At 52.2% G+C, this 22,718-nt stretch carries 19 protein-coding genes; 7 read left to right on the top strand and 12 right to left on the bottom strand.

Annotation, left to right across the window (positions count from 1 at the left end; all coding sequences use genetic code 11):
- Positions 1 to 284 precede the first annotated feature (284 nt).
- Positions 285 to 1,943: an alpha,alpha-phosphotrehalase gene (locus AC3RPL_RS22240; RefSeq protein ID WP_490741555.1), complete on the top strand. Its 1,659-nt coding sequence runs from the start codon at positions 285 to 287 to the stop codon at positions 1,941 to 1,943.
- Between the two features lie 7 nt (positions 1,944 to 1,950).
- Here the strand turns inward: AC3RPL_RS22240 and AC3RPL_RS22235 are convergent, their stop codons facing one another.
- Positions 1,951 to 4,527 (bottom strand): DEAD/DEAH box helicase, encoded by a 2,577-nt coding sequence (locus AC3RPL_RS22235; protein WP_490741554.1) that lies wholly within the window; start codon positions 4,525 to 4,527, stop codon positions 1,951 to 1,953.
- 269 nt (positions 4,528 to 4,796) lie between these two features.
- Between AC3RPL_RS22235 and nrdD the strand changes: the two genes are divergently transcribed.
- Both nrdD and nrdG read left to right on the top strand, forming a co-directional pair.
- Positions 4,797 to 6,935 (top strand): anaerobic ribonucleoside-triphosphate reductase, encoded by a 2,139-nt coding sequence (gene nrdD, locus AC3RPL_RS22230; protein ID WP_490741553.1) that lies wholly within the window; start codon positions 4,797 to 4,799, stop codon positions 6,933 to 6,935.
- Complete coding sequence (gene nrdG, locus AC3RPL_RS22225) at positions 6,932 to 7,396, top strand: anaerobic ribonucleoside-triphosphate reductase-activating protein (RefSeq protein WP_490741552.1); 465 nt, start codon at positions 6,932 to 6,934, stop codon at positions 7,394 to 7,396. Before nrdD ends, nrdG begins: the two co-directional genes overlap by 4 nt.
- A gap of 19 nt (positions 7,397 to 7,415) precedes the next feature.
- Here the strand turns inward: nrdG and AC3RPL_RS22220 are convergent, their stop codons facing one another.
- The gene (locus AC3RPL_RS22220) at positions 7,416 to 7,841 is read right to left on the bottom strand and encodes a YhbP family protein (RefSeq protein ID WP_490741551.1); all 426 of its coding nucleotides are present in this window, start codon (positions 7,839 to 7,841) and stop codon (positions 7,416 to 7,418) included.
- Positions 7,842 to 7,961: 120 nt separating this feature from the next.
- Here AC3RPL_RS22220 and AC3RPL_RS22215 point away from each other — a divergent pair, with 120 nt between their 5' ends.
- The gene (locus AC3RPL_RS22215; protein ID WP_490741550.1) at positions 7,962 to 8,267 is read left to right on the top strand and encodes a GIY-YIG nuclease family protein; all 306 of its coding nucleotides are present in this window, start codon (positions 7,962 to 7,964) and stop codon (positions 8,265 to 8,267) included.
- On the opposite strand, the gene AC3RPL_RS22210 is transcribed toward AC3RPL_RS22215, so the two are convergent.
- A complete protein-coding gene (locus AC3RPL_RS22210; protein WP_490741549.1) occupies positions 8,254 to 8,757 on the bottom strand; it encodes a GNAT family N-acetyltransferase in 504 nt (167 codons plus the stop codon). The genes AC3RPL_RS22215 and AC3RPL_RS22210 overlap by 14 nt on opposite strands.
- Positions 8,751 to 9,275, bottom strand: a complete 525-nt coding sequence (ubiT, locus tag AC3RPL_RS22205; protein ID WP_490741548.1) for a ubiquinone anaerobic biosynthesis accessory factor UbiT — start codon at positions 9,273 to 9,275, stop codon at positions 8,751 to 8,753. The genes AC3RPL_RS22210 and ubiT overlap by 7 nt, the downstream gene beginning before the upstream one ends.
- Positions 9,276 to 9,481: 206 nt before the next feature.
- Between ubiT and ubiU the strand changes: the two genes are divergently transcribed.
- The 3 genes from ubiU to AC3RPL_RS22190 all read left to right on the top strand — a co-directional run bounded on the left by ubiU (position 9,482) and on the right by AC3RPL_RS22190 (position 12,508).
- Complete coding sequence (gene ubiU, locus AC3RPL_RS22200; RefSeq protein WP_490741547.1) at positions 9,482 to 10,477, top strand: ubiquinone anaerobic biosynthesis protein UbiU; 996 nt, start codon at positions 9,482 to 9,484, stop codon at positions 10,475 to 10,477.
- A 10-nt stretch (positions 10,478 to 10,487) separates the two neighbouring features.
- A complete protein-coding gene (locus AC3RPL_RS22195) occupies positions 10,488 to 11,375 on the top strand; it encodes a U32 family peptidase (RefSeq protein ID WP_490741546.1) in 888 nt (295 codons plus the stop codon).
- Between the two features lie 125 nt (positions 11,376 to 11,500).
- Positions 11,501 to 12,508 carry a luciferase-like monooxygenase gene (locus tag AC3RPL_RS22190; RefSeq protein WP_490741545.1) on the top strand — a complete coding sequence of 336 codons (1,008 nt, stop codon included), beginning with the start codon at positions 11,501 to 11,503 and terminating at the stop codon, positions 12,506 to 12,508.
- A 124-nt stretch (positions 12,509 to 12,632) separates the two neighbouring features.
- On the opposite strand, the gene AC3RPL_RS22185 is transcribed toward AC3RPL_RS22190, so the two are convergent.
- From AC3RPL_RS22185 to infB, 8 genes are all read right to left on the bottom strand, one after another.
- Entirely contained in the window at positions 12,633 to 14,519 is a 1,887-nt protein-coding gene (locus AC3RPL_RS22185) for a DEAD/DEAH family ATP-dependent RNA helicase (protein WP_490741544.1), read from the bottom strand.
- A gap of 16 nt (positions 14,520 to 14,535) precedes the next feature.
- Positions 14,536 to 14,592, bottom strand: a complete 57-nt coding sequence (yrbN, locus tag AC3RPL_RS22180) for a protein YrbN (RefSeq protein ID WP_100229640.1) — start codon at positions 14,590 to 14,592, stop codon at positions 14,536 to 14,538.
- A gap of 104 nt (positions 14,593 to 14,696) precedes the next feature.
- Positions 14,697 to 15,581 (bottom strand): lipoprotein NlpI, encoded by an 885-nt coding sequence (gene nlpI / locus AC3RPL_RS22175; protein WP_034936781.1) that lies wholly within the window; start codon positions 15,579 to 15,581, stop codon positions 14,697 to 14,699.
- Between the two features lie 131 nt (positions 15,582 to 15,712).
- The gene (pnp, locus tag AC3RPL_RS22170; protein ID WP_490741543.1) at positions 15,713 to 17,842 is read right to left on the bottom strand and encodes a polyribonucleotide nucleotidyltransferase; all 2,130 of its coding nucleotides are present in this window, start codon (positions 17,840 to 17,842) and stop codon (positions 15,713 to 15,715) included.
- Positions 17,843 to 18,145: 303 nt separating this feature from the next.
- Positions 18,146 to 18,415, bottom strand: coding sequence for a 30S ribosomal protein S15 (gene rpsO, locus AC3RPL_RS22165; protein ID WP_367166939.1), 270 nt, complete (start codon positions 18,413 to 18,415; stop codon positions 18,146 to 18,148).
- A 108-nt stretch (positions 18,416 to 18,523) separates the two neighbouring features.
- A complete protein-coding gene (gene truB / locus AC3RPL_RS22160) occupies positions 18,524 to 19,468 on the bottom strand; it encodes a tRNA pseudouridine(55) synthase TruB (RefSeq protein WP_490741542.1) in 945 nt (314 codons plus the stop codon).
- Entirely contained in the window at positions 19,468 to 19,869 is a 402-nt protein-coding gene (gene rbfA / locus AC3RPL_RS22155; RefSeq protein ID WP_034936774.1) for a 30S ribosome-binding factor RbfA, read from the bottom strand. Before rbfA ends, truB begins: the two co-directional genes overlap by 1 nt.
- A 152-nt stretch (positions 19,870 to 20,021) precedes the next feature.
- Positions 20,022 to 22,712, bottom strand: a complete 2,691-nt coding sequence (gene infB, locus AC3RPL_RS22150; protein WP_034936772.1) for a translation initiation factor IF-2 — start codon at positions 22,710 to 22,712, stop codon at positions 20,022 to 20,024.
- Between the last annotated feature and the right edge of the window lie 6 nt (positions 22,713 to 22,718).

Raw genomic sequence — 22,718 nt, 5'->3', positions numbered from 1 at the left:
CGGTGTGGGAGAGGTATGATTGCGGTTAAGTCACAGGTTCTTATCAACGCCCCTCCCCCATTGACAAATTTTTTCACTTTCTCAGTCACTCAGACCATTTCACCCTGGCCGTTAATGGCTAACCTTAGTAAGAGCTGAACGCACAGGCCTGAACAGTTCGCACCGGTGTACCACACCAGGCGTCTCTGTGGCGCTGGAGATAAACCAGCCTGACCGGACTGGCTCTGAAAAGAAAAACCGTCTTATAGCTGCAAAACTTTTCACCTGATAATCAGGACTGAGCAATGACTAAAACTCCACCGTGGTGGCAAAACGGCGTTATTTATCAAATTTATCCCAGGAGCTTTCAGGATACCTCCGGAAACGGCACCGGCGATCTTGCCGGGGTTATCCTGCATCTTGATTACCTTAAAGAGCTGGGCGTGGATGCTATCTGGCTGACACCTTTCTATATCTCCCCGCAGGTGGATAACGGCTATGACGTGGCGAACTATACCGCTATTGACCCGCAATTTGGCACCCTGGCCGACTTTGATAACCTGGTGGAAGAGACGCACAGGCGCGGGATGCGGCTGATTCTGGACATGGTGTTCAATCACAGCTCAACCCAGCATCACTGGTTTCATGAGGCACTGGATCCCACCAGCCCCTACCGCTCTTACTATATCTGGCGCGACGCGAGGCCAGACGGCCCACCCAATAACTGGTTGTCGAAATTCGGCGGCAGCGCCTGGCGCTGGCACCCCGAAAGCGGCCAGTACTATATGCACCTGTGGGCGCCGGAGCAGGCCGATCTCAACTGGGAGAATGAGAGCCTGCGCGCAGAGCTGAAACAGATTGTGAACTTCTGGGCAGATCGTGGCATCGACGGGTTGCGCCTGGACGTGGTGAATCTGGTCTCCAAGCCACAGGATTTTCCTGACGATCCCGGCGGCGACGGCTTACGGTTTTATACCGACGGACCACGCATTCATCAATTTATGCAGGAGATGAGCCGCGATGTCTTTCGCCCACGTAAGCTGATGACGGTCGGTGAAATGTCTTCTGCCACGCTGGAACACTGCCAGCGTTACGGCAATCTGAACGGCGAAGAGCTGTCGATGGTGTTCAGTTTCGATCACGTTGAGGTGGATTTTTATCAGGGGCAGAAATGGACCCTGACCCCGTTAGATCTGGTGGCGCAAAAAGCAATTTTTAGCCACTGGCAGAAGGGAATGTACAATCAGGCATGGAATGCGCTGTTCTGGTGTAATCACGATCAACCACGGGTGGTGTCCCGCTGGGGAGATGAGGGGGAATATCGCGTTAAGTCGGCCAAAATGCTGGCAATGGTTCTGCACGGTATGCAGGGGACACCCTATATTTTTCAGGGCGAGGAGCTGGGGATGACCAATCCGCACTTTACCCGCATCATCGACTACCGGGATATTGAAAGCCATAACATGTATGCAGAATTACGTTCGCAGGGGCGCGACAGTGATAATTTACTGGCCATCCTTGCCAGTAAATCGCGCGATAACGGTCGCACCCCTATGCCCTGGCACGCCGGTGAGAATGGCGGTTTTACCACCGGCACCCCGTGGATTGGCATGTGCGATAATCTGGAAACGGTCAATGCTGAAGCCGCTCTGGCTGACAAAAACTCGGTTTTTTACACCTATCAACAGCTCATTCAGTTACGCAAGCGCTATACGATTCTCACCTGGGGGGACTACCTCGATCTGCTGCCAGACCACGCTTATCTGTGGTGCTATTGCCGCCGCCATAACGATGAAACACTGGTGGTGGCCGCCAATTTCAGTGGGGATACGCAGGTCTGGCATCCCCCCGCTTACAGTGGTCACTGGGAGGTGCTGGCGGGTAATTATCCCGACACCCATGTCACGCCGGGCGAGGTGATGTTACGTCCCTGGGAGGCTGTCTGGTGGTATCAGAAGCAATGAGCCGCGCTTACAGCGGCTCGAACAGCATGGCGAGATCTTCACTGCTGAACAGGGTGGCATCTCCCAGTTCATCCTGCAAAATGCCATCCGCCAGCTCGGCTTTCTGCTGCTGAAGCGCCACGATTTTTTCTTCAATGCTGCCAGCCGCGATCAGTTTATAAACGAAGACCGGCTTATCCTGCCCAAGCCGCCAGGCCCGGTCTGTCGCCTGATTTTCAGCAGCCGGGTTCCACCAGGGATCGTAGTGGATCACCGTATCAGCCGCCGTCAGGTTCAGCCCCACGCCTCCGGCTTTCAGGCTAATCAGGAATACCGGCACCTCACCATCCTGGAAACGCTGTACCGGGGTAGTGCGATCGCGTGTGCTGCCGGTCAGGGTGACAAACGGGATGCCCGACTTTTGCAGTTCACCGGCAATCAGCGCCAGCATTGAGGTGAACTGAGAGAAAATCAGAATACGGCGATCTTCTGCCAGCAGATCGCTGAGCATTTCGCGCAGCAGCGCCAGTTTGGCGGAGGAGTGCATTTTTCGTGCACTGTCACTGTTGACCAGCCGGGGATCGCAACAGATTTGCCGCAGTTTTAGCAGCGCATCCAGCACCAGCAGATGGCTACGGCCTGCGCCCTGCTGTTCCACCGCCAGCCTGACCCGATCCTGCATAGCGCTGCGCACCGCTTCATACAGTTCCAGCTGCGCGCCTTCCAGTCGGACAGAACGGACAATGGTGTTTTTGGGCGGTAGCTCTTTTGCCACATCCTGCTTACGCCGTCGCAGCATAAATGGTCGCACCAGCCTTGCCAGCAACGCACGGCGCACCCGATCGCCGTTACGCTCAATCGGAATACGCCACTCATGGGTAAATTGCTTTTCATTACCCAGAAACCCCGGCAGCAGAAAGTCAAACTGCGACCACAGTTCACCAAGATGATTTTCCAGTGGCGTACCGGTAAGACAGAGCCGGTGCCGGGCTTTCAGCGAGCGGATCACCGAAGAGGCGCGGGAGGCGCTGTTTTTTACATACTGCGCTTCATCAAGGATTAACAGATGATAGCTGTGACTGAGCAACTGCGGCTGGTCGCGCCATAACAGAGAGTAGGTTGTCAGCACCACATCGTGCTGTTCAATCTGGTCGTAGAAATCTTTGCGCTGCGAACCGGTCAGGGCCAGCACCCGCAAATCCGGAGCGAAACGGCCGGCCTCCTGCGTCCAGTTGTAAACCAGCGTAGTGGGCACCACAATCAGCGCTGGACGATCCAGCCTTCCGGCTTCTTTTTCCAGCAGCAGATGAGCCAGCGTCTGAATAGTTTTTCCTAATCCCATATCATCAGCCAGTACGCCGCACAGGTTTTGCGCGCGTAAAAACTGCATCCAGTTCAGCCCATGCTGCTGGTAATCGCGCAGTTGCGCCTTTAACCCCTGTGGCGGATTTACCGCTGTCAGCCCCTCTCGGTTGCCTGACAGGCTGGCCAGCTGATAAGCCCCGCTGTCTACCTGAAACTGCCAGTCTCCACTTTCACTCAGTGCGGTGAGTCTGCCTGCTTCACAGGGGGCGATGCGCAATGGCCCGACGGCATTTACAGACAGTCGGTCAACCAGGTTTCCCACCACATTTTTAAGATGGTCTGCCGTAATATGCAGCCGCTCATCGCGATCGCTGCGCAGCTCAATGATTTCCCGATCCGGAATGACCGATAGATCGCCGGAAAGCCAGCGCCGATCCCTCTGCAACAGCCCGGCCAGCAACGGTTGCAAATCAATCCTGCGCTGCCCTACGCTGAGATCCAGCGCCAGATCAAACCAGCCGTCATTGCTCTGCACCACGCGCCCATCGATACCGGCGATATCAATCACATTCCAGGTAAAGTCATCCTCCATGCTGACCTGCCAGCCACGCTCAGCGAATTGTGGCAGCGCCAGACGAATGAAATCACGCCACTGCGCGGGAGATTCCGGCACGAAGATGGCAGGCGGCAACGGCGCGGTTGCCGGGGTGTAGATATGTCCTGAAGAGAGGGTTTGTAAACCGGCCGCATTGATCTCATTCAGCCAGTTTTGCTCCTGTTGATACTGCCGTTCAATATGGAAAAGCTGGCCCCGATCATCAGTGAAGTGTTCACCCTCACTGCCCGCCGCGACGCGGACGCCAGCATAATCAAAGTGCACGGCAGCGAAGTCCAGGCGCTTCTGTCGGTGACCATAGTGTCCAAAGCCGCTGACAAATTTTGTGCGGGTTTCCAGGCGCATGATCGGAACGGGATTAACAGAAAGTGTTTTTGCCACAGGCGCTGGCGTCTGAACTGCGGACTGCCGTTGCAGATGAGCCAGCATGACTGCTGCCACATGACGGCAATTATTTCTGACCGGACAGGTGCATTCGCCGCTGGCATGGAGCTGCCCTTGTGGCAGGCTGAAATGCACCATCACCTGAAAAGGTTCAATCTGTCTTCCGGGAACCTCCCCGGTTAACAGATTATTTTGCCACTGAATATTCTGCGCTTTTTCGACCAGCCCTTTCGCCCTGGCAACGCTTCGCGCACCAATCCAGCGGCTGACCTGTTTTTCATTGTACGTCACAGAAGGCATCTGAAAATATCCCGGAATAATCAGAGCAAAGGCGTAAGTGCTCTGCATAACAGGCCATGATAGGGAACCCGCTGCCGGGAATGCAACCTTGAGACGTGGAGTAGCAGACAAAAAAATTACCGCCAGCCTGGCTGATTAAGTTTGCAGCACCGTTTTTCAATCTTTGTTCAGGGTCAATAAACTGGTGGTTATATCAGGCGAAAACACAATATATAGCGTTTAATATCCACCTCACGTTCTACATATAGTTTTCCGCCCGGAGAGTAATAATGGTTTCAATGGTCATTAAGCGAGATGGCTGCACAGTCACCTTTGATGAAGCACGAATTCTGGATGCGATTAAAGGCGCAGCCCGGGCAGCTGAAATTAACGATAATGATTATTGCGCTCAGGTGACCAGCCAGATTTGCCGGCAGTTACAGACGCAGCAACGGCTTGATATCCATGATATTCAGAACGCGGTAGAAAATACACTGATGGCCGGGCGCTATCCTGAACTGGCGCGAACTTACATCGAATATCGTCATGACCGGGATATCGCACGTGAACTGCGAGGCAAACTGAATAAGGAGATTCAGGGACTGGTTGAACAGACCAACCCGGCTCTGTTGCATGAGAGTGCGAATAAAGACAGCAAGGTGATCCCTACCCAGCGCGATCTGCTGGCTGGCATTGTGGCCAAACATTATGCCACCCAGCATATGTTGCCACGCGATGTGGTCAGAGCACATGAGCGTGGAGAAATCCACTATCACGATCTCGATTATTCGCCGTTTTTCCCGATGTTCAACTGCATGCTAATCGACCTGAAAGGCATGCTCACTCACGGTTTTAAAATGGGCAACGCAGAAATTGAGCCGCCCAGGTCAATCTCGACGGCCACAGCGGTAACCGCGCAGATCATCGCCCAGGTTGCCAGCCATATCTACGGCGGCACAACCATTAACCGTATTGATGAAGTGCTGTCGCCTTTTGTGGATGCCAGTCTGGAGAAGCACCGTCAGACCGCACAAAAATGGCAGATTGTCGATGCTGAAGCTTACGCCCGCGCTAGTACCGAGAAAGAGTGTTTTGATGCATTCCAGTCGCTGGAGTATGAGGTCAATACGCTGCACACGGCCAATGGACAGACGCCATTTGTCACTTTTGGTTTTGGCCTTGGCACCAGTTGGTCTGCGCGCCTGGTACAACAATCTGTTTTGCGTAACCGCATTGCCGGTCTGGGCAAAAATCATAAAACAGCGGTGTTCCCGAAGCTGGTGTTCGCTATTAAAGAAGGTCTGAACCGATCTCCGGGCGACTGCAATTACGACATCAAACAGCTGGCGCTGGAGTGTGCCAGTAAAAGGATGTATCCCGATATCCTTAACTATGAGCAGGTGGTCAGGGTCACAGGCTCATTTAAGACGCCGATGGGTTGCCGCAGTTTCCTTGGACCATGGGAAGAAAATGGCAGGCTGGTGCACGAAGGCCGCAATAATATTGGGGTGATCAGTATTAATCTGCCCCGTCTCGCGCTGGAGGCCAGAGGCGATGAAGCGGCATTCTGGCATCGTCTTGATCAGCGCCTGCTGCTGGCGAAGAAAGCACTGATGACCCGCATTGCCCGGCTGGAAAATATTAAAGCCCGCGTCGCCCCCATTCTTTATATGGAAGGTGCCTGCGGCGTTCGGTTACAAGCTGATGATAATGTGGCGGAGATTTTTCGTCATGGCCGTGCTTCCATTTCACTCGGCTATATCGGTATTCATGAAACCATCAATGCGCTCTACGGCAGTAAAACCCATCTGTATGATGACCCGATACGACGGGAAAAGGCGCTGGCTATAGTCGGTCATCTGCGTCAGGCGGTGGATGCCTGGAAAGAGGAGACCGGTTATGGCTTCAGCCTGTACAGTACGCCCAGCGAAAATCTCTGCGATCGTTTCTGTCGGCTGGATACCGCCGAGTTTGGCGTGATCAGTGGCGTAACGGATAAAGGTTACTACACCAACAGCTTCAATCTGGATGTGGAGAAGAAGGTGAATCCCTATGACAAAATCGACTTTGAGGCGGCTTATCCTCCTCTCGCCAACGGCGGCTTTATCTGTTACGGGGAATATCCGAATATCCAGCACAATCTGAAGGCACTGGAAGATGTCTGGGATTACAGCTACAGCCGTGTCCCCTATTACGGCACTAATACACCGATTGATGAGTGCTACGACTGCGGTTTTACCGGTGAATTTTCCTGTACCAGCAAGGGTTTTACCTGCCCGAAATGTGGCAATCACGAACCATCAAGAGTTTCTGTTACCCGCAGAGTGTGCGGCTATCTGGGTAGTCCTGATGCTCGTCCGTTCAATGCCGGTAAGCAGGAAGAGGTGAAACGCCGTGTTAAACATATGGCGACCGGACAACTGGAGTGAATATTCATCAGTATTATCCGGTGGATATTGTTAACGGGCCGGGCACACGCTGCACGCTGTTTGTTGCGGGTTGTGAACATCGGTGTATCGGCTGCTATAACCAGCGAACCTGGCGACTTTCGTCAGGTTTTCCCTTTACCATTCAGCAGGAAGAACAGCTGATTGCCGATCTCAATGACACGCGCATCCCTCGTCAGGGATTGTCACTATCGGGCGGCGATCCGTTGCATCCGGCCAACGTGGCCGATGTGCTGAGGTTAGTGAAACGAGTTCGGCGCCACTGTCCGGGTAAGGATATCTGGCTGTGGACAGGTTACCGGCTGGAGGAACTGAGTGCATCACAGCAGGCTGTTGCTGAGATAATCAATGTGCTGGTGGACGGGCAGTTTATCCAGGCGCTGAAAGATCCTTCGCTACTCTGGCGCGGGAGCAGCAACCAGGTCATTCACTATCTGCGCTAGCGCTCAACCAAAGGTTTGTTTATCGCTGCCAGTGCAATTTCTTGCCAAATCCCAGCGTATTATCGGTCATTTTCAGTTCGTCGATTTGTATCTCCCACAAGGGTGCCGACACTTTTATCGCCACCGGAAAACGTTTGACGTAAGCTTTGTGCGCCAGCGCCTGGGCTTCCCCCTCCAGCAGCCGGATCCTGCCAGAGTACTGCACACCTTTTATCAGCAGGACACTTTTCGGCTGGCCATTGATGGTGCCGGCCACCTGCGATTCAGCAGCAAACTGCTCACCGTGTCGGGTGGTCTTTTCCGTCATGATCCAGAACACTACCGCTTGTGGATCAAAAATGTAAAAACAGTTGGCGCACCATACGGGTGTCCCGCCACAGACCGAGAGAACGTGCTGTTTCTGCAGATAACGGGCAATAGCAGCAAGAGGCTGAGTATCAGTCATCTTTATCTTCCTGAAAAATAGTCATTATTTTGTTATCTGCTCTCATGACTAAATGAAAAAGCGTGGTGGCTGGCTGAGCTGGTAGAATTGACAGGTCATGCTACAGGCGAACGGCTTTATATGAAAAATCACGGTGAGGCGCAATGGCGTCTTTATATTCTGCGCACAGCCAGCGGGCTGCTTTACACCGGCATTACCAACGATATTGACCGCCGCTTTAACCAGCACCAAAACGGTAAAGGGGCGAAAGCACTGCGCGGTAAAGGTCCGCTGGAACTGCTGTTTCATTGTGAAGCGGGCGATCGCGCCAACGCGTCAAAACTGGAGTATCAGGTAAAACAGCTCCCGCGGCTGGATAAAATCAGGCTGATTACTCATCAGCCTGTTTCTCTCGCCCTGTGGCTTGATACGCTTAAAAAAGGTTGAACGGAGCGGAATATTCAATATCCCCTTCGGCACCAACTAATGCGTTATCAGCAAGCTTATAAACCTGAAAAGCCTTTTCAGTTCCCGGCCAGCGGCAGCGAAGCTGATTGCCCGCGGCCGAAACAAATCCGTAACGGCCGTAGAAATTTTCGTCTCCTACCACCACCACAGCCGCGTAACCAAATTCATTAAGTGCATCCAGCCCTTCGTAAATCAGCTGTTTACCCAGTTCCTGCCCGCGGACGCGCTGATCCACAGCCAGGGGAGCCAGACCAACCCACTGATAATCTTCACCATTCAGCGTTACCGGACTGAATGCTGCGTAGCCCAGAACCTGACCTTCATCATCGGTTGCTACTACCCCGAGTGTCAGCAATCCATCCTCGCGCAGTTGCTGAACAAGCTCCGCCTCTGCCGCGGTTGCAAAACAACGTCGCAATAAACTGTCGATGCTGACAGCATCGACGCCAATTTCCGTACGAATTAACATGATGCACCTGCGCGATTCACTCTGGAAGTCGCGTCCTCAGTCAGCCCCACCTCAATAAGGTCAGCCAGTTGCATAAGTCCGGTGCGCATTAACACCGGCATAAATTCCAGCTCAACAGAATCCATCAGATTTTTCACCTCAAGACCCAGCTCCGTATCGCCCTCAATAACCAGACGACGCTGGAAAAACAAGGTATCAGGATCCAGCCTGCGCGCCGCCACCAACAGAAGATCGTTTGCATCGCCACGAAACCATACATCCGCTTCGCTACGGTCTTCCACCCGTAATTTTCCCTGCTCTACTGTGGTTGTCCAGCGCAGCCCAAGGTCCCGAATCTCTGTGCCAAACCAGCGCCCCTGGAGGAAGTTTAACTCACCTTCAGCTAAAGCATGATGAAATTGCCAGTTCAGAAGCTGTTGCAGGCCATAACGTTTCACGGCAAAAGGGGCACATCTTAGCGGAAAGCGCAAAAACTGTGGGCCTCCAAGTACTAACCGGGTGCGTAACTGGTTCAACACTTTTTCACTCCTTATGAACAAACTTCGGCTATTTTGCCACAATGACCAGATGTATCGGCGCACTGGATCAACAAAGTGAAGGAACGCCGGTGCGCTGGCAGCGCATTCGTTTCCCATCAATACGCCAATAACTGCCTTAAATCAAAAATTGTCATCGCCAGCCTCACTACACTGAACGGCACTTCTGTTGATCCGGAAATCGTTATATGGAACTGCTCTGTCCCGCTGGCAACCTGCCGGCGTTGAAAGCGGCGATTGAAAATGGTGCAGACGCTGTTTATATCGGTCTGAAAGATGACACTAATGCCCGCCACTTTGCCGGACTGAATTTTACCGAAAAGCGTCTGGAAGAAGCCGCCAGATATGCTCATCAGCACAGACGCAAGCTACACGTTGCGATTAACACTTTTGCCCACCCTGATGGTTACTCACGCTGGGAACGGGCGGTGGATATGGCCGCCTCGGCCGGTGTGGATGCGCTGATCCTCGCCGATATTGCCATGCTGGATAATGCCGCCAGTCGCTATCCTCAGATTGAGCGACACGTTTCAGTGCAGGCCTCTGCGACCAATACTGAAGCAGCAAAATTTTATCAACGTAACTTCGATGTCGCCCGTATTGTCCTGCCACGCGTCCTGTCCATTCACCAGGTTCGTCAGCTTTCACAGGCGACTACCGTTCCTCTGGAAGTTTTCGCCTTTGGCAGCCTTTGCATTATGGCGGAAGGACGCTGCTACCTCTCTTCCTACCTGACCGGTGAATCACCCAATACCGTAGGAGCATGTTCGCCCGCCCGATTTGTTCGCTGGCAACAAACCACAAACGGACTGGAGTCGAGGCTGAATGAAGTGCTGATCGATCGTTATGACGGTGATGAAAATGCAGGTTATCCCACGCTCTGTAAAGGTCGTTATAAAGTGGCAGAACAGCGTTATCACGCCCTTGAGGAGCCCACCAGCCTCAATACGCTGCAACTGTTGCCAGAGCTGATGGCAGCAAATATTGCATCGGTAAAAATTGAGGGGCGCCAGCGGAGTCCGGCCTACGTTGGCCAGGTGGCAAAAATCTGGCGACAGGCCATCGAGCATTGCAAAGCCAGTCCCGAGCACTTCGTGGCGCAGCAGAACTGGATGAACGCGCTGAGTGCGTTAAGTGAAGGGACGCAGACGACGCTGGGTGCGTACCATCGTGAATGGCAGTAGGAAAATCGACATGAAATATTCATTGGGTCCGGTCCTCTGGTACTGGCAGAAAGAAACGTTGCAGGATTTTTATGACGCGGCAGCAGGCAGCAGCGCTGAGATTATCTATCTGGGAGAAACAGTGTGCAGCAGGCGACGGGCAACAAAATTTTCGGACTGGATGGCAATAGCAAAAGATCTCCGCGCCGCAGGTAAACAGGTGGTATTAAGTACGCTGGCGCTGGTGCAGTCCGCTTCTGAACTGACCGAACTGAAACGCTTTGTAGACAACGGCGAATTTCTGATCGAAGCCAATGACATGGGCACAGTCAATATGGCTGCTGAAACTGGCGTGCCGTTCATTGCCGGCCATGCGCTGAACTGCTACAACGCCATGGCGTTAAAAATTTTGCTCAAGATGGGGATGATGCGCTGGTGTATGCCGGTTGAGCTGTCACGTGACTGGCTGTCAGATTTACTGAACCAGTGTGATCAGTTAAAAATTCGCGGGCGGTTTGAGGTGGAAGTGCTTAGCTACGGTTATCTGCCTCTGGCGCTTTCCGCTCGCTGCTTTACCGCAAGATCGGAAAATCGTAGTAAGGATGACTGCCAGACCTGTTGTATTAATTATCCCCACGGCAGATCTCTGCTCTCGCAGGAAGATCAGCAGGTATTTGTACTGAATGGTATCCAGACGATGAGCGGCTACTGCTACAACCTGGGAAACGATCTGTCTTCCATGCATGGTCTGGTCGATATTGTGCGTTTTTCACCGCAGGGCAGTGAAACTCTGGCGCTGATAAATGCCTTTCGTAAGAATGAAACCGGACTTGCACCACTCCCTCTGGTGGCACAGAAGCAGTGTAACGGCTACTGGCGGCAGATTGCAGGTCTGGAACTCATCAACACAACCGGATAATGGTGGCAATACTATCCGGAAAATTAAATTCAAAAAGTGCTGTAAACGGTCAATCTTGATAATCTGCTATCACTTAGGCTTTGAAGCTGTTCTGGCGCGAATGCCCCACGGATAAGTGAGCAATTATGTCTGATTCCATAAAGATCCCCCTGTCTGTACTTGATTTGGCCCCCGTTCCAGCCGGAGCGGATGCACCTGAGGCATTTCACACCTCACTGGCGCTGGCAAGGCAGGCTGAAAAACTGGGTTTTAATCGTTACTGGCTGGCTGAACACCATAATATGACTGGTATTGCCAGCGCCGCCACTGCGGTTCTTATCGGCTATCTGGCAGCAAATACAACCACACTGCATCTGGGTTCTGGCGGCGTAATGTTACCAAACCATTCCCCCCTGGTTATTGCTGAACAATACGGCACGCTGGAGTCCCTTTACCCGGGACGAATCGATCTTGGGATTGGACGCGCCCCAGGCACCGATCAGCAAACCATGATGGCCTTACGTCGTCATATGGCCGGACATATCGACAACTTTCCCGCCGATGTCCAGCAGCTCATTAACTGGTTCGACGCTGAACAAAGTTCTGCTCCTGCGGTTCAGCCTGTACCAGGTCTGAGACTGAAAATTCCTCTCTGGTTACTTGGTTCAAGCCTTTACAGCGCGCATCTCGCGGCACAAATGGGCCTGCCATTTGCCTTTGCATCGCATTTTGCACCTGATTTGCTGATGGAAGCTTTGCATATTTATCGGGAAAAATTTGTCCCTTCGCCACGGCTTGAAAAACCTTATGCCATGGTATGCGTCAACGTGGTCGCAGCCGATAATGAAAATGAGGCAAAATTCCTCTTCACCTCAATGCAGCAGCAGTTTGTTAATCTTCGTCGCGGCAAACCAGGGCCATTACCTGCGCCTGTGGAAAATATGGACAGCTTCTGGTCACCTTCGGAACGATATGGCATCCAAAATGCGTTAAGTATGTCACTGGTCGGCGACAGGGAGAAGGTTCGCCAGGGCCTGGCTTCATTAATTCGTGAAACCGGGGCAGATGAAATTATGATTAACGGCCAGATCTTTGACCAGCAGGCTCGTCTTCACTCCTTTGCGCTGGCAATGGCTGCACACCCGTCGTTGTAAACAAATCGTGCCATCCTCTGGCTTTAGCAATAAAAAAACCCGCTATGCGGTCAGCACAGCGGGTTCTTGAGCGGATATGAAGTCCGTTAACTCAGTAACGGGCCCCCATCAGTTGTTACAACAATTACGCATCACGACGACGGCCTGGTGCGCCACCGTCTTCACGGCGACGGCTGCCACCGTCACGGCTGAATCCACCGCCACGACGTTCACCACCACGATCGTTGCTGAAACGACGGCCACCTTCAGAACGGCCACCTTCACGACCACCGCCAAAGCCGCCACGGCGCTCACCACCACGGCGTTCACCACCGCGATCGTTGTTGTGAGGCTGTGCATCACCAATCAACTGCATGTTCATCGGCTTATTCAGGATCCGCGTGCGGGTGAAATGTTGCAAAATATCACCAGGCATACCTTTTGGCAGCTCGATAGTTGAGTGTGTGCCAAACAGCTTGATGTTACCGATATAACGGCTGCTGATATCACCTTCGTTAGCAATAGCGCCAACAATGTGACGAACTTCCACGCCGTCATCGCGGCCAACTTCAATACGGTAAACTTCCATATCCCCAACATCGCGACGTTCACGGCGTGGTCGGTCGCCATCACGGCTGTCCCGAGGACCACGGTCTGAACGATCGCCACGACGATCATCACGTTCTTTGAACTCGCGACGAGGACGCGGTGCAGGATCAGCAGGGACAATCAGAGGACGTTCACCCTGAGCCATTTTCAGCAGAGCGGCGGCCAGCGTTTCCATATCCAGTTCTTCGCCCGGCTGCATTTTGCTCAGCAGAGCACGGTACTGATCCAGATCGCTACTTTCCAGCTGCTGTTGAACTTTGGCTGCAAATTTAGCCAGACGACGCTCACCCAGCAGTTCTGCATTTGGCAGTTCAACTTCGGGGATGGTCAGCTTCATTGTGCGTTCGATGTTGCGCAGCAAACGACGCTCGCGGTTTTCTACGAACAACAGGGCACGACCCGCACGACCCGCACGGCCAGTACGACCTATACGGTGAACATAGGATTCTGCATCCATTGGAATGTCATAGTTAACAACCAGACTGATACGTTCAACATCCAGACCACGGGCCGCAACATCTGTGGCGATAAGGATGTCCAGACGACCATCTTTCAGACGCTCCAGCGTCTGCTCGCGCAGAGCCTGGTTCATATCACCGTTCAGTGCCGCACTGTTGTAACCGCTGCGCTCAAGTGCTTCGGCTACTTCCAGGGTGGCATTTTTGGTACGAACAAAGATAATTGCTGCATCAAAGTCTTCCGCCTCAAGGAACCGCACCAGCGCATCAGTCTTACGACCATAGGCAGTCCAGTAACTCTGGCTGATATCAGGGCGGGTAGTCAGACTCGACTGAATACGCACTTCCTGAGGATCTTTCATAAAACGTTTAGTAATACGACGGATCGCTTCCGGCATTGTCGCCGAGAAGAGCGCAGTCTGATGACCATCCGGGATCTGCGCCATGATGGTTTCAACGTCTTCAATGAAGCCCATACGCAGCATCTCATCGGCCTCATCCAGCACCAGACCACGCAGGTTAGAAAGATCTAAAGTACCGCGTTTCAGGTGGTCAAGCAGACGGCCAGGAGTACCCACCACAACCTGTGGACCCTGACGCAAAGCGCGCAGCTGGACGTCATAACGCTGGCCGCCATAAAGGGCAACCACATTAAGACCGCGCATGTGTTTAGAGAATTCGGTTACTGCTTCAGCAACCTGAACTGCCAGCTCACGGGTTGGTGCAAGCACCAGGATCTGTGGAGCCTTAACAGTAGGATCAATATTGTTTAATAACGGCAGGGAAAAGGCCGCTGTTTTGCCACTCCCGGTCTGTGCCATACCCAACACATCACGACCCGCCAGCAGATGAGGAATACACTCAGCCTGAATAGGGGATGGCTTAACATAGCCCATGCCGTTCAGTGATTCGAGAATGTCGGCGTTCAGGCCAAGGTCAGCAAAAGTAGTTTGAATATCAGTCATGTAGTACGTGTGCCTCTTAGATTGCGGCGGCCAGTCTACATAACTCGTCGTGAAAATTTTCAGTCATTTTCATCAAAAAGTGTGAACCGGCTCATATTAGTGGTTTCGACGAACAAAAAGGCCTTCATCCGCTAAGATGATGACTTTTAGAAAATTCGGGCAATAAAAGTTCGTCAGCTATTGCTGGTCAGATTCTGATAAATCGTCTTGTGTCTGGCCGAGTAGCGCCAGCTCCAACAATGCATACCGGTGCTCAACAAAGTTGTGAACATTGTTGGCTACCGTCAGCTTGAACAACGCTTCTGCGTTATCCTTCTCCCCCAGACTCAGGTAGTGTTTACCTAAATAGAAGTTGGTTTCACTGAGATGTTCAGCGAGCGAGGTGTTATCCGTTGCGTCCGCCTTGAGACGTTCCATCAGCTTGCTTTCGCTAATGTTGCCCAGGTAGAACTCGACAATATTCCATCCCCATTGGTCCCTGACCGCTTTATCGTAACGCTGTTGGAGCGCTATAACTGCCTTATTGGCATCGATCTCTCGTTCATCGAGATAAAGCCACAGGCTGCGGAAAGGATCGTTAGGATCGTCTTGATAAAACGCCAGCAGATCATCTTGCGCTAATTTGAACCTGCCACCGTAATACAGGGCAATACCACGATTCAAATGCGCGTAATTGTAAGTTGGATCAAGCTCAAGTACAGAATCAAACGCTTCATAGGCAGCATCAAAATTGCCTGCCTGCGTTAAATATATACCTAAATAATTGAAAACTTCAGGCATATCAGGTCTGACAGATAACGCTTGTGAAAAATCATTTCGCGCCAGTGCCCTCAGACCGAGACTATCATACAACACTCCGCGCTCATATAACAGCTGTGCGCGTTCATCATCGGTAAGAGCACGACTGGCAAGAATTTGTTCCATACGCGCCAGAATAACTTCCTGTTGCAGGGTTGGCTGTAACGGAACAGCCAGAACCTCGTTCTTACGCCAATCCGAGTTGCTGCATCCTGCCAGCATGATAGCTGTCGCAACGAAACACCAGCGCAAAAAAGGCTTCATTTCCCACTCCCGAATACAAACAATGGGATGAAATCCATTCATCCGCCTGTCGTGCACAAGGTGTCGTCCTGCCCTCGCGATGAAACCGTTCTCCATGGAGCTGCCATGGAGAACTCATGGTCTGATGTAACTTATTCTGCTTCAGGACCAGTCGCAGTTGCCGCTTCAGGCTCAGCCTGCACGGTGGCTTCTTTGATGCTCAGGCGAACACGGCCCTGGCGATCAACTTCCAGCACTTTAACTGGTACTTCCTGACCCATTTGCAGATAGTCAGTCACTTTCTCTACACGCTTGTCAGCGATTTGCGAAATATGCACCAGACCTTCTTTACCGCCACCGATTGCCACAAAGGCACCAAAGTCTACGATGCGGGTCACTTTACCGTTATAAATGCGGCCCACTTCGATTTCAGCGGTAATTTCTTCGATGCGACGGATAGCAAATTTCGCTTTGTCGCCATCGGTAGCGGCAATTTTCACCGTACCGTCATCTTCAATTTCAATAGTGGTGCCGGTTTCCTCAGTCAGCGCCCGAATGACTGAACCGCCTTTACCAATCACGTCTTTAATTTTGTCCGGACTGATTTTGATGGTATGGATGCGTGGCGCAAACTCAGAGATATCACCACGTGGCGTACTGATAGCCTGTTCCATAACACCGAGAATGTGCAGACGCGCACCTTTGGCCTGATTCAGGGCTACCTGCATGATTTCACGGGTAATGCCCTCAATTTTAATATCCATTTGCAGCGCAGAGATACCTTCACGGCTACCCGCCACTTTGAAGTCCATATCGCCCAGGTGATCTTCATCACCGAGGATATCGGACAACACCACAAAGTTGTCACCTTCTTTCACCAGCCCCATCGCGATACCGGCTACAGCAGCTTTGATTGGCACACCTGCGTCCATCAAAGCCAGAGAAGCACCACAAACGGACGCCATTGAAGATGAACCGTTTGACTCAGTGATCTCGGACACCACACGCACGGTGTACGGGAAGGCATCACCCTTCGGCATCACCGCTAACACGCCACGCTTAGCCAGGCGCCCGTGACCAATTTCACGACGCTTAGGCGAACCCACCATGCCGGTTTCACCAACAGAATAAGGAGGGAAATTATAATGGAAGAGGAAGCTATCGGTGCGCTCACCCATCAGCTCATCCAGACTTTGCGCATCGCGGGCGGTTCCCAGCGTTGCCGTTACCAGTGCCTGAGTTTCACCACGCGTAAACAGCGCGGAACCGTGAGTACGTGGCAACACGCCGGTACGCACATCCAGACCACGGATCATATCTTTTTCACGACCATCGATACGCGGTTCACCACGCAGGATGCGGCTGCGCACCACACTCTTTTCAAGGCTGTGAAGAATATCGCCGATTTCAGCTTCATCCAGCGCTGCATCTTCAGCCAGCAGTGCCGCAGTCACTTCTGATTTAACGACATCTACCTGCGCATAACGCTCTTGCTTTTCAGTGATGCGGTAGGCGTCGCTCAGACGGGATTCTGCCAGAGCAGAGATACGTGAATGCAACGATTCATTGACGGCTTCAGGTTGCCAGTCCCAACGAGGTTTACCCGCTTCGGCGACAAGTGCATTGATGTTTTCAATCACCACCTGCTGTTGATCGTGACCAAACACGACCGCACCCAGCATCTGATCTTCACTCAGCAATTCAGCTTCAGATTCAACCATCAGCACAGCGCCCTGCGTTCCCGCCACCACCAGATCAAGCTTACTTTCCAGCAGCTCATCTGAGGTTGGATTCAGCACATACTGGTCGTTAATATAACCCACACGAGCCGAGCCGATTGGGCCATTAAAAGGAATACCTGACAAACTCAGTGCCGCAGAAGCACCAATCATAGCCACGATATCAGGATTCACCTGTGGGTTGACTGAAACCACAGTGGCAATGACCTGTACCTCATTCACAAATCCTTCCGGGAACAGTGGACGAACAGGGCGATCGATCAAACGCGCGGTGAGTGTTTCACCTTCACTTGGACGACCTTCACGACGGAAGAAACTCCCCGGAATACGACCGGCTGCGTATGTACGTTCCTGATAGTTTACCGTAAGAGGAAAAAAGTCCTGGCCGGGTTTAGCTTTTTTCTGACCGACAACGGTAACGAACACGGCAGTGTCATCCATACTTACCATTACGGCGGCTGTTGCCTGGCGAGCCATCATACCGGTCTCAAGGGTAACGGTATGCTGACCATACTGGAATTTTTTAACGATCGGGTTCAGCAAAATTTTGTCCTTAACGTCATGGCAAGGCACTGACCCTGCCGTGGATTTCAAATCCTCATCTGCATCCTCGCGACTAATGACAACCCTTAATCCCCATCCGGGACAAAGCCTCTCATTAGCCGCGCGAATCTCTGCAACTGAAGATCACACTGAGCAACAATACAATAGTTTGACCTGGATTGCTGCCGACTGCCTGAAAAAAGGGGCCATAAAGGCCCCTTTTTAACGAAACTCGCACGAATCTGTCTGATTGCCCGTATTCCCTATCAGAATACACGTAAAGGCCTGACTGATTCTTAAGACTTAGCGACGCAGACCCAGACGCTCGATCAGGCTGGTGTAACGTGCAACATCTTTACGCTTCAGGTAATCCAGCAGCTTACGACGCTGGGAAACCATACGCAGCAGACCGCGACGGCTGTGGTGATCTTTCTTGTGCTCAGAGAAGTGACCTTGCAGGTGGTTAATCTGAGCAGTCAGCAGAGCAACCTGAACTTCGGTAGAACCACTGTCGTTTGCGTCACGGCCAAAATCCGCAATGATTTGTGCCTTAGTTTCAACACTTAGAGACATTATTCAACTCCAAATTTTAAGATAAATGTACAGGTGCCGATCTCTAATTCAGCAACCCAGCGTTAAAGCCGCGCCATTCTACTCTTAGCAACACGCTTACGCAAATGACTACTCGGAATATTCTACAACCAGGCGACGTGGCGCAACCCGACCATCATCAATGATCTCAGCCATACCGATAAACTTATGATCGGAGCCTTCAGTAACACGAACCAAACCTTTGGCTGGCACATGAGGCACTTGCACAGGTTGCCCCTGTTTAAAATAAGCCGCAGCCGCATTCAACAGGTTAACTTCAGGATAAGCTGCTGCCGGACTGTCCAGAGGCATCAGAAGTGGGTCAAGTAAATCAGCAGCAGGGCGCTCGCTGCGCAGTGCTTCTTCGTTCAACGTGACGAGCTGTTCAAGAGTAACCATGCCAGCAATCGGGTATGTGGCAACCTGTAAACGACGAAGGTAGGTGACATGTGCGCCACAGCCAAGCATCTCACCCAAATCATCGGTGATGGTGCGAATGTAAGTACCCTTTGAGCAGTGAATTTCCAGCTCCAGTTCATTGCCTTCCCAGCGAATGAACTTCAACTCATAGACCACGATGCTCCGGGGCTCACGTGGAACGTCAATTCCCTCACGCGCGTACTCATACAATTTTCGGCCCTGATACTTCAGCGCTGAGTACATTGACGGCACCTGCTGCGTTTCACCACGGAAACGATCAATTGCGTCGTCAAGCTGTTGTTGTGTGAAGTTTAGCGGGCGCTCACTGATGATTTGACCATCAGCATCAGAAGTATCGGTGCGCTGTCCCAGCCGGGCAATTACCCGGTAACGTTTATCTGAATCAAGCAGATAGCGGGAAAATTTAGTGGCCTCACCCAGACAAATCGGCAACATGCCGGTAGCCAGCGGATCAAGTGCACCGGTATGCCCGGCACGATTGGCACTGAACAGACGTTTGACCTTCTGCAACGCATCATTGGAGGAAAGTCCCTGAGGCTTATCCAGTAACAATACGCCATGCACATCGCGACCACGACGACGAGGACGACTCATTACTCCTCCTGGTCTTCTTCCGCAGAACCACGGCGCTCAGCATCGCTTTTTACCACGTTAGTCACAAGGTTAGACATGCGCATCCCTTCAACCAGCGAGTTATCGTAAAAGAAGGTGAGTTCAGGCACGATTCGCAAGCGCATTGCTTTGCCCAACAACGTGCGGATATAACCAGAAGCATCGCCCAGTGCACGTAAACCTGCTTTGATAGCATCTTCATCTTTGTCATTCAAAAAGGTGACAAACACTTTGGCATAGGCAAGATCGCGGGAAACATCAACACCAGAGACGGTAACCATCATTCCCAGTCGTGGGTCTTTAATCTCGCGTTGTAAAATAATAGCGATCTCTTTCTGCAATTCCTGGGAAACACGCTGTGGACGACCAAATTCTTTCGCCATAATTATTCTCTCCAAATTAAGGCTTTATCCCACCTTTACTCGTGAGACCGTCGTAGAACAATCATTCGTAATCAGGGTGGAAGATAAATTGGTGGGATATTACAGTGGGAGGCCCAGTGGGCCTCCCAACTCAGTCACGTTTAAAGCGGCAATCAGGCGATAGTGCGCTGGATCTCAATAATTTCGAATACTTCGATCATATCGCCAACGCGCACGTCGTTGTAGTTTTTCACGCCGATACCACACTCCATGCCGTTGCGAACTTCGTTAACATCATCTTTGAAGCGACGCAGGGATTCCAGCTCGCCTTCATAGATAACAACGTTGTCGCGAAGAACACGAATCGGGTTGTGACGCTTAATATTGCCTTCCGTTACCATACAGCCGGCGATAGCACCAAATTTCGGTGATTTGAACACATCACGCACCTCAGCCAGGCCAATAATCTGCTGCTTGTACTCTGGTGCCAGCATACCGCTCATTGCCTGCTTAACTTCGTCTATCAGGTTATAGATGACAGAGTAGTAACGCAGATCCAGGCTCTCTGAATCAATCACGCGACGGGCAGACGCATCAGCACGTACGTTGAACCCAACGAGGATTGCATTGGATGCCGCCGCCAGAGTGGCATCGGTCTCGGTGATCCCACCCACGCCGGAACCAACAATTTTGACTTTGACTTCGTCGGTAGAAAGCTTCAACAGTGAGTCAGAGATAGCCTCAACAGAGCCCTGAACATCAGCTTTCAGCACGATGTTGAGTTCAGAAACTTCGCCTTCAGCCATGTTGGCAAACATGTTTTCCAACTTGGATTTCTGCTGACGCGCGAGTTTAACTTCACGGAATTTACCCTGACGATACAACGCCACTTCACGGGCTTTTTTCTCGTCACGAACCACTGTCGCTTCATCACCCGCAGCAGGAACGCCTGACAGGCCGAGAATTTCCACCGGAATTGACGGGCCAGCTTCCAGCACTTCACGCCCCAGTTCATCACGCATCGCACGAACACGGCCGTATTCAAAGCCGCACAATACGATATCGCCTTTGTTGAGCGTACCTTCGCGGACCAGCACCGTAGCAACCGGACCACGACCTTTATCAAGGAAGGATTCGATTACCACACCGCTTGCCATACCCTGGCGCACAGCGGTCAGTTCCAGAACTTCAGCCTGCAACAGAATAGCGTTTAACAATTCATCTATCCCGGTACCCGCTTTCGCAGAGACGCTGACGAACATGTTCTCACCGCCCCACTCTTCCGGGATGATGCCATACTGAGTCAGTTCATTTTTAACGCGATCGGGATCTGCTTCTGGCTTATCGATTTTGTTAACAGCAACGACAACCGGCACTTTCGCCGCTTTAGCATGCTGGATAGCTTCGATAGTCTGTGGCATTACGCCATCATCGGCTGCGACCACCAGAATAACGATGTCCGTTGCCTGAGCACCACGAGCACGCATTGCGGTAAAAGCAGCATGGCCCGGGGTATCCAGGAACGTGATCATCCCATTGTCAGTTTCAACGTGGTAAGCACCAATATGCTGGGTGATACCACCCGCTTCGCCAGAGGCCACTTTGGTAGAACGGATGTAATCCAGCAGGGACGTTTTACCGTGGTCAACGTGGCCCATAATGGTCACAACCGGCGCGCGGGACTCCATTGCTGCGTCGGTGTCACGATCGCTCATTACCGCTTCTTCCAACTCATTCTCACGGCGCAGCGTCACTTTGTGACCCATCTCTTCTGCCACCAGTTGAGCTGTCTCCTGATCAATCACCTGATTAATGGTGGCCATAGCCCCCATTTTCATCATGACTTTGATGACCTGGGAGCCTTTCACCGCCATTTTATTGGCAAGTTCGGCAACGGTAATAGTTTCACCGATAATCACGTCGCGGTTAACCGCCTGAACAGGCTTGTTGAAACCCTGCTGCAATGCGCTCGGCTTACGCTTACCGCCTTTGCCGCCACGGAATTGCGCACGCGCTTCTTCACGGTCGGTTTTGGCTTCAGAGTGTTTGTTACCTTTCTTCTGACGCGGTGCTTTTGCCGGACGCGCAGCGCGTGAACGACGATCGCCTTCAACCTGCGCGTCGTTTTCATCTTCTGCCTGACGGGCGTGCGAAGACGTGGTCACATGATAGTCGGATGTGTCTTCCACTTCTTTCTCCGCCTCAGCCCACTCGGACCCTTTTTCTTCCGCCATTTTACGGGCTTCTTCAGCTACGCGTTTGGCATCTTCTTCAATCTTACGACGCGCTTCCTGTTCAGCCTTGTGCTTGAGTTCAGCAGCTTCAGCTTCCCGTCGGGCTTTTTCAGATTGGTTTGCCCGGGCCATTTCGTCAGTATGTTGATTGCTCACTTTGTCTTTTTCCGCTGCTTCGCGTTTGGCTTTTTCAGCTGCCTCACGTTTAGCCTGCTCCTCGGCTTCACGCTTCGCTTTATCCTGAGCTTCGCGCTGGGCTTTGTCTTCAGCCTCGCGACGAGCCTGTTCTTCCGCTTCACGCTGTGCCTGCTCTTCTGCTTCCGCTTGTTCAGCTTCAGCAGCGTCACCTTTTACATAAGTGCGTTTTTTGCGGACTTCAATTTGCACCGATTTACTTTTACCCCCGGTGCCTGGAATATTCAAGGTACTGCGCGTTTTGCGCTGCAAAGTCAGCTTACCAGAACCGCCATTTTGGGCACGGTTCAAATGGGTAAGAAGGGTCTCTTTTTCCTGCTGTGTCACAGAGTCTGTGGCAGACTTGCGGATCCCTGCATCAGCGAATTGCTGTACCAGGCGTTCTACCGGAGTCTGAATTTCTGCGGCCAGCGATTTTACGGTTACATCTGTCATGCTGTT

It is taken from the genome of Erwinia papayae (genome assembly GCF_058241465.1).
Note: the sequence above shows the minus strand (reverse complement) of the source record. Positions and strands in the feature narration are given on the sequence as shown.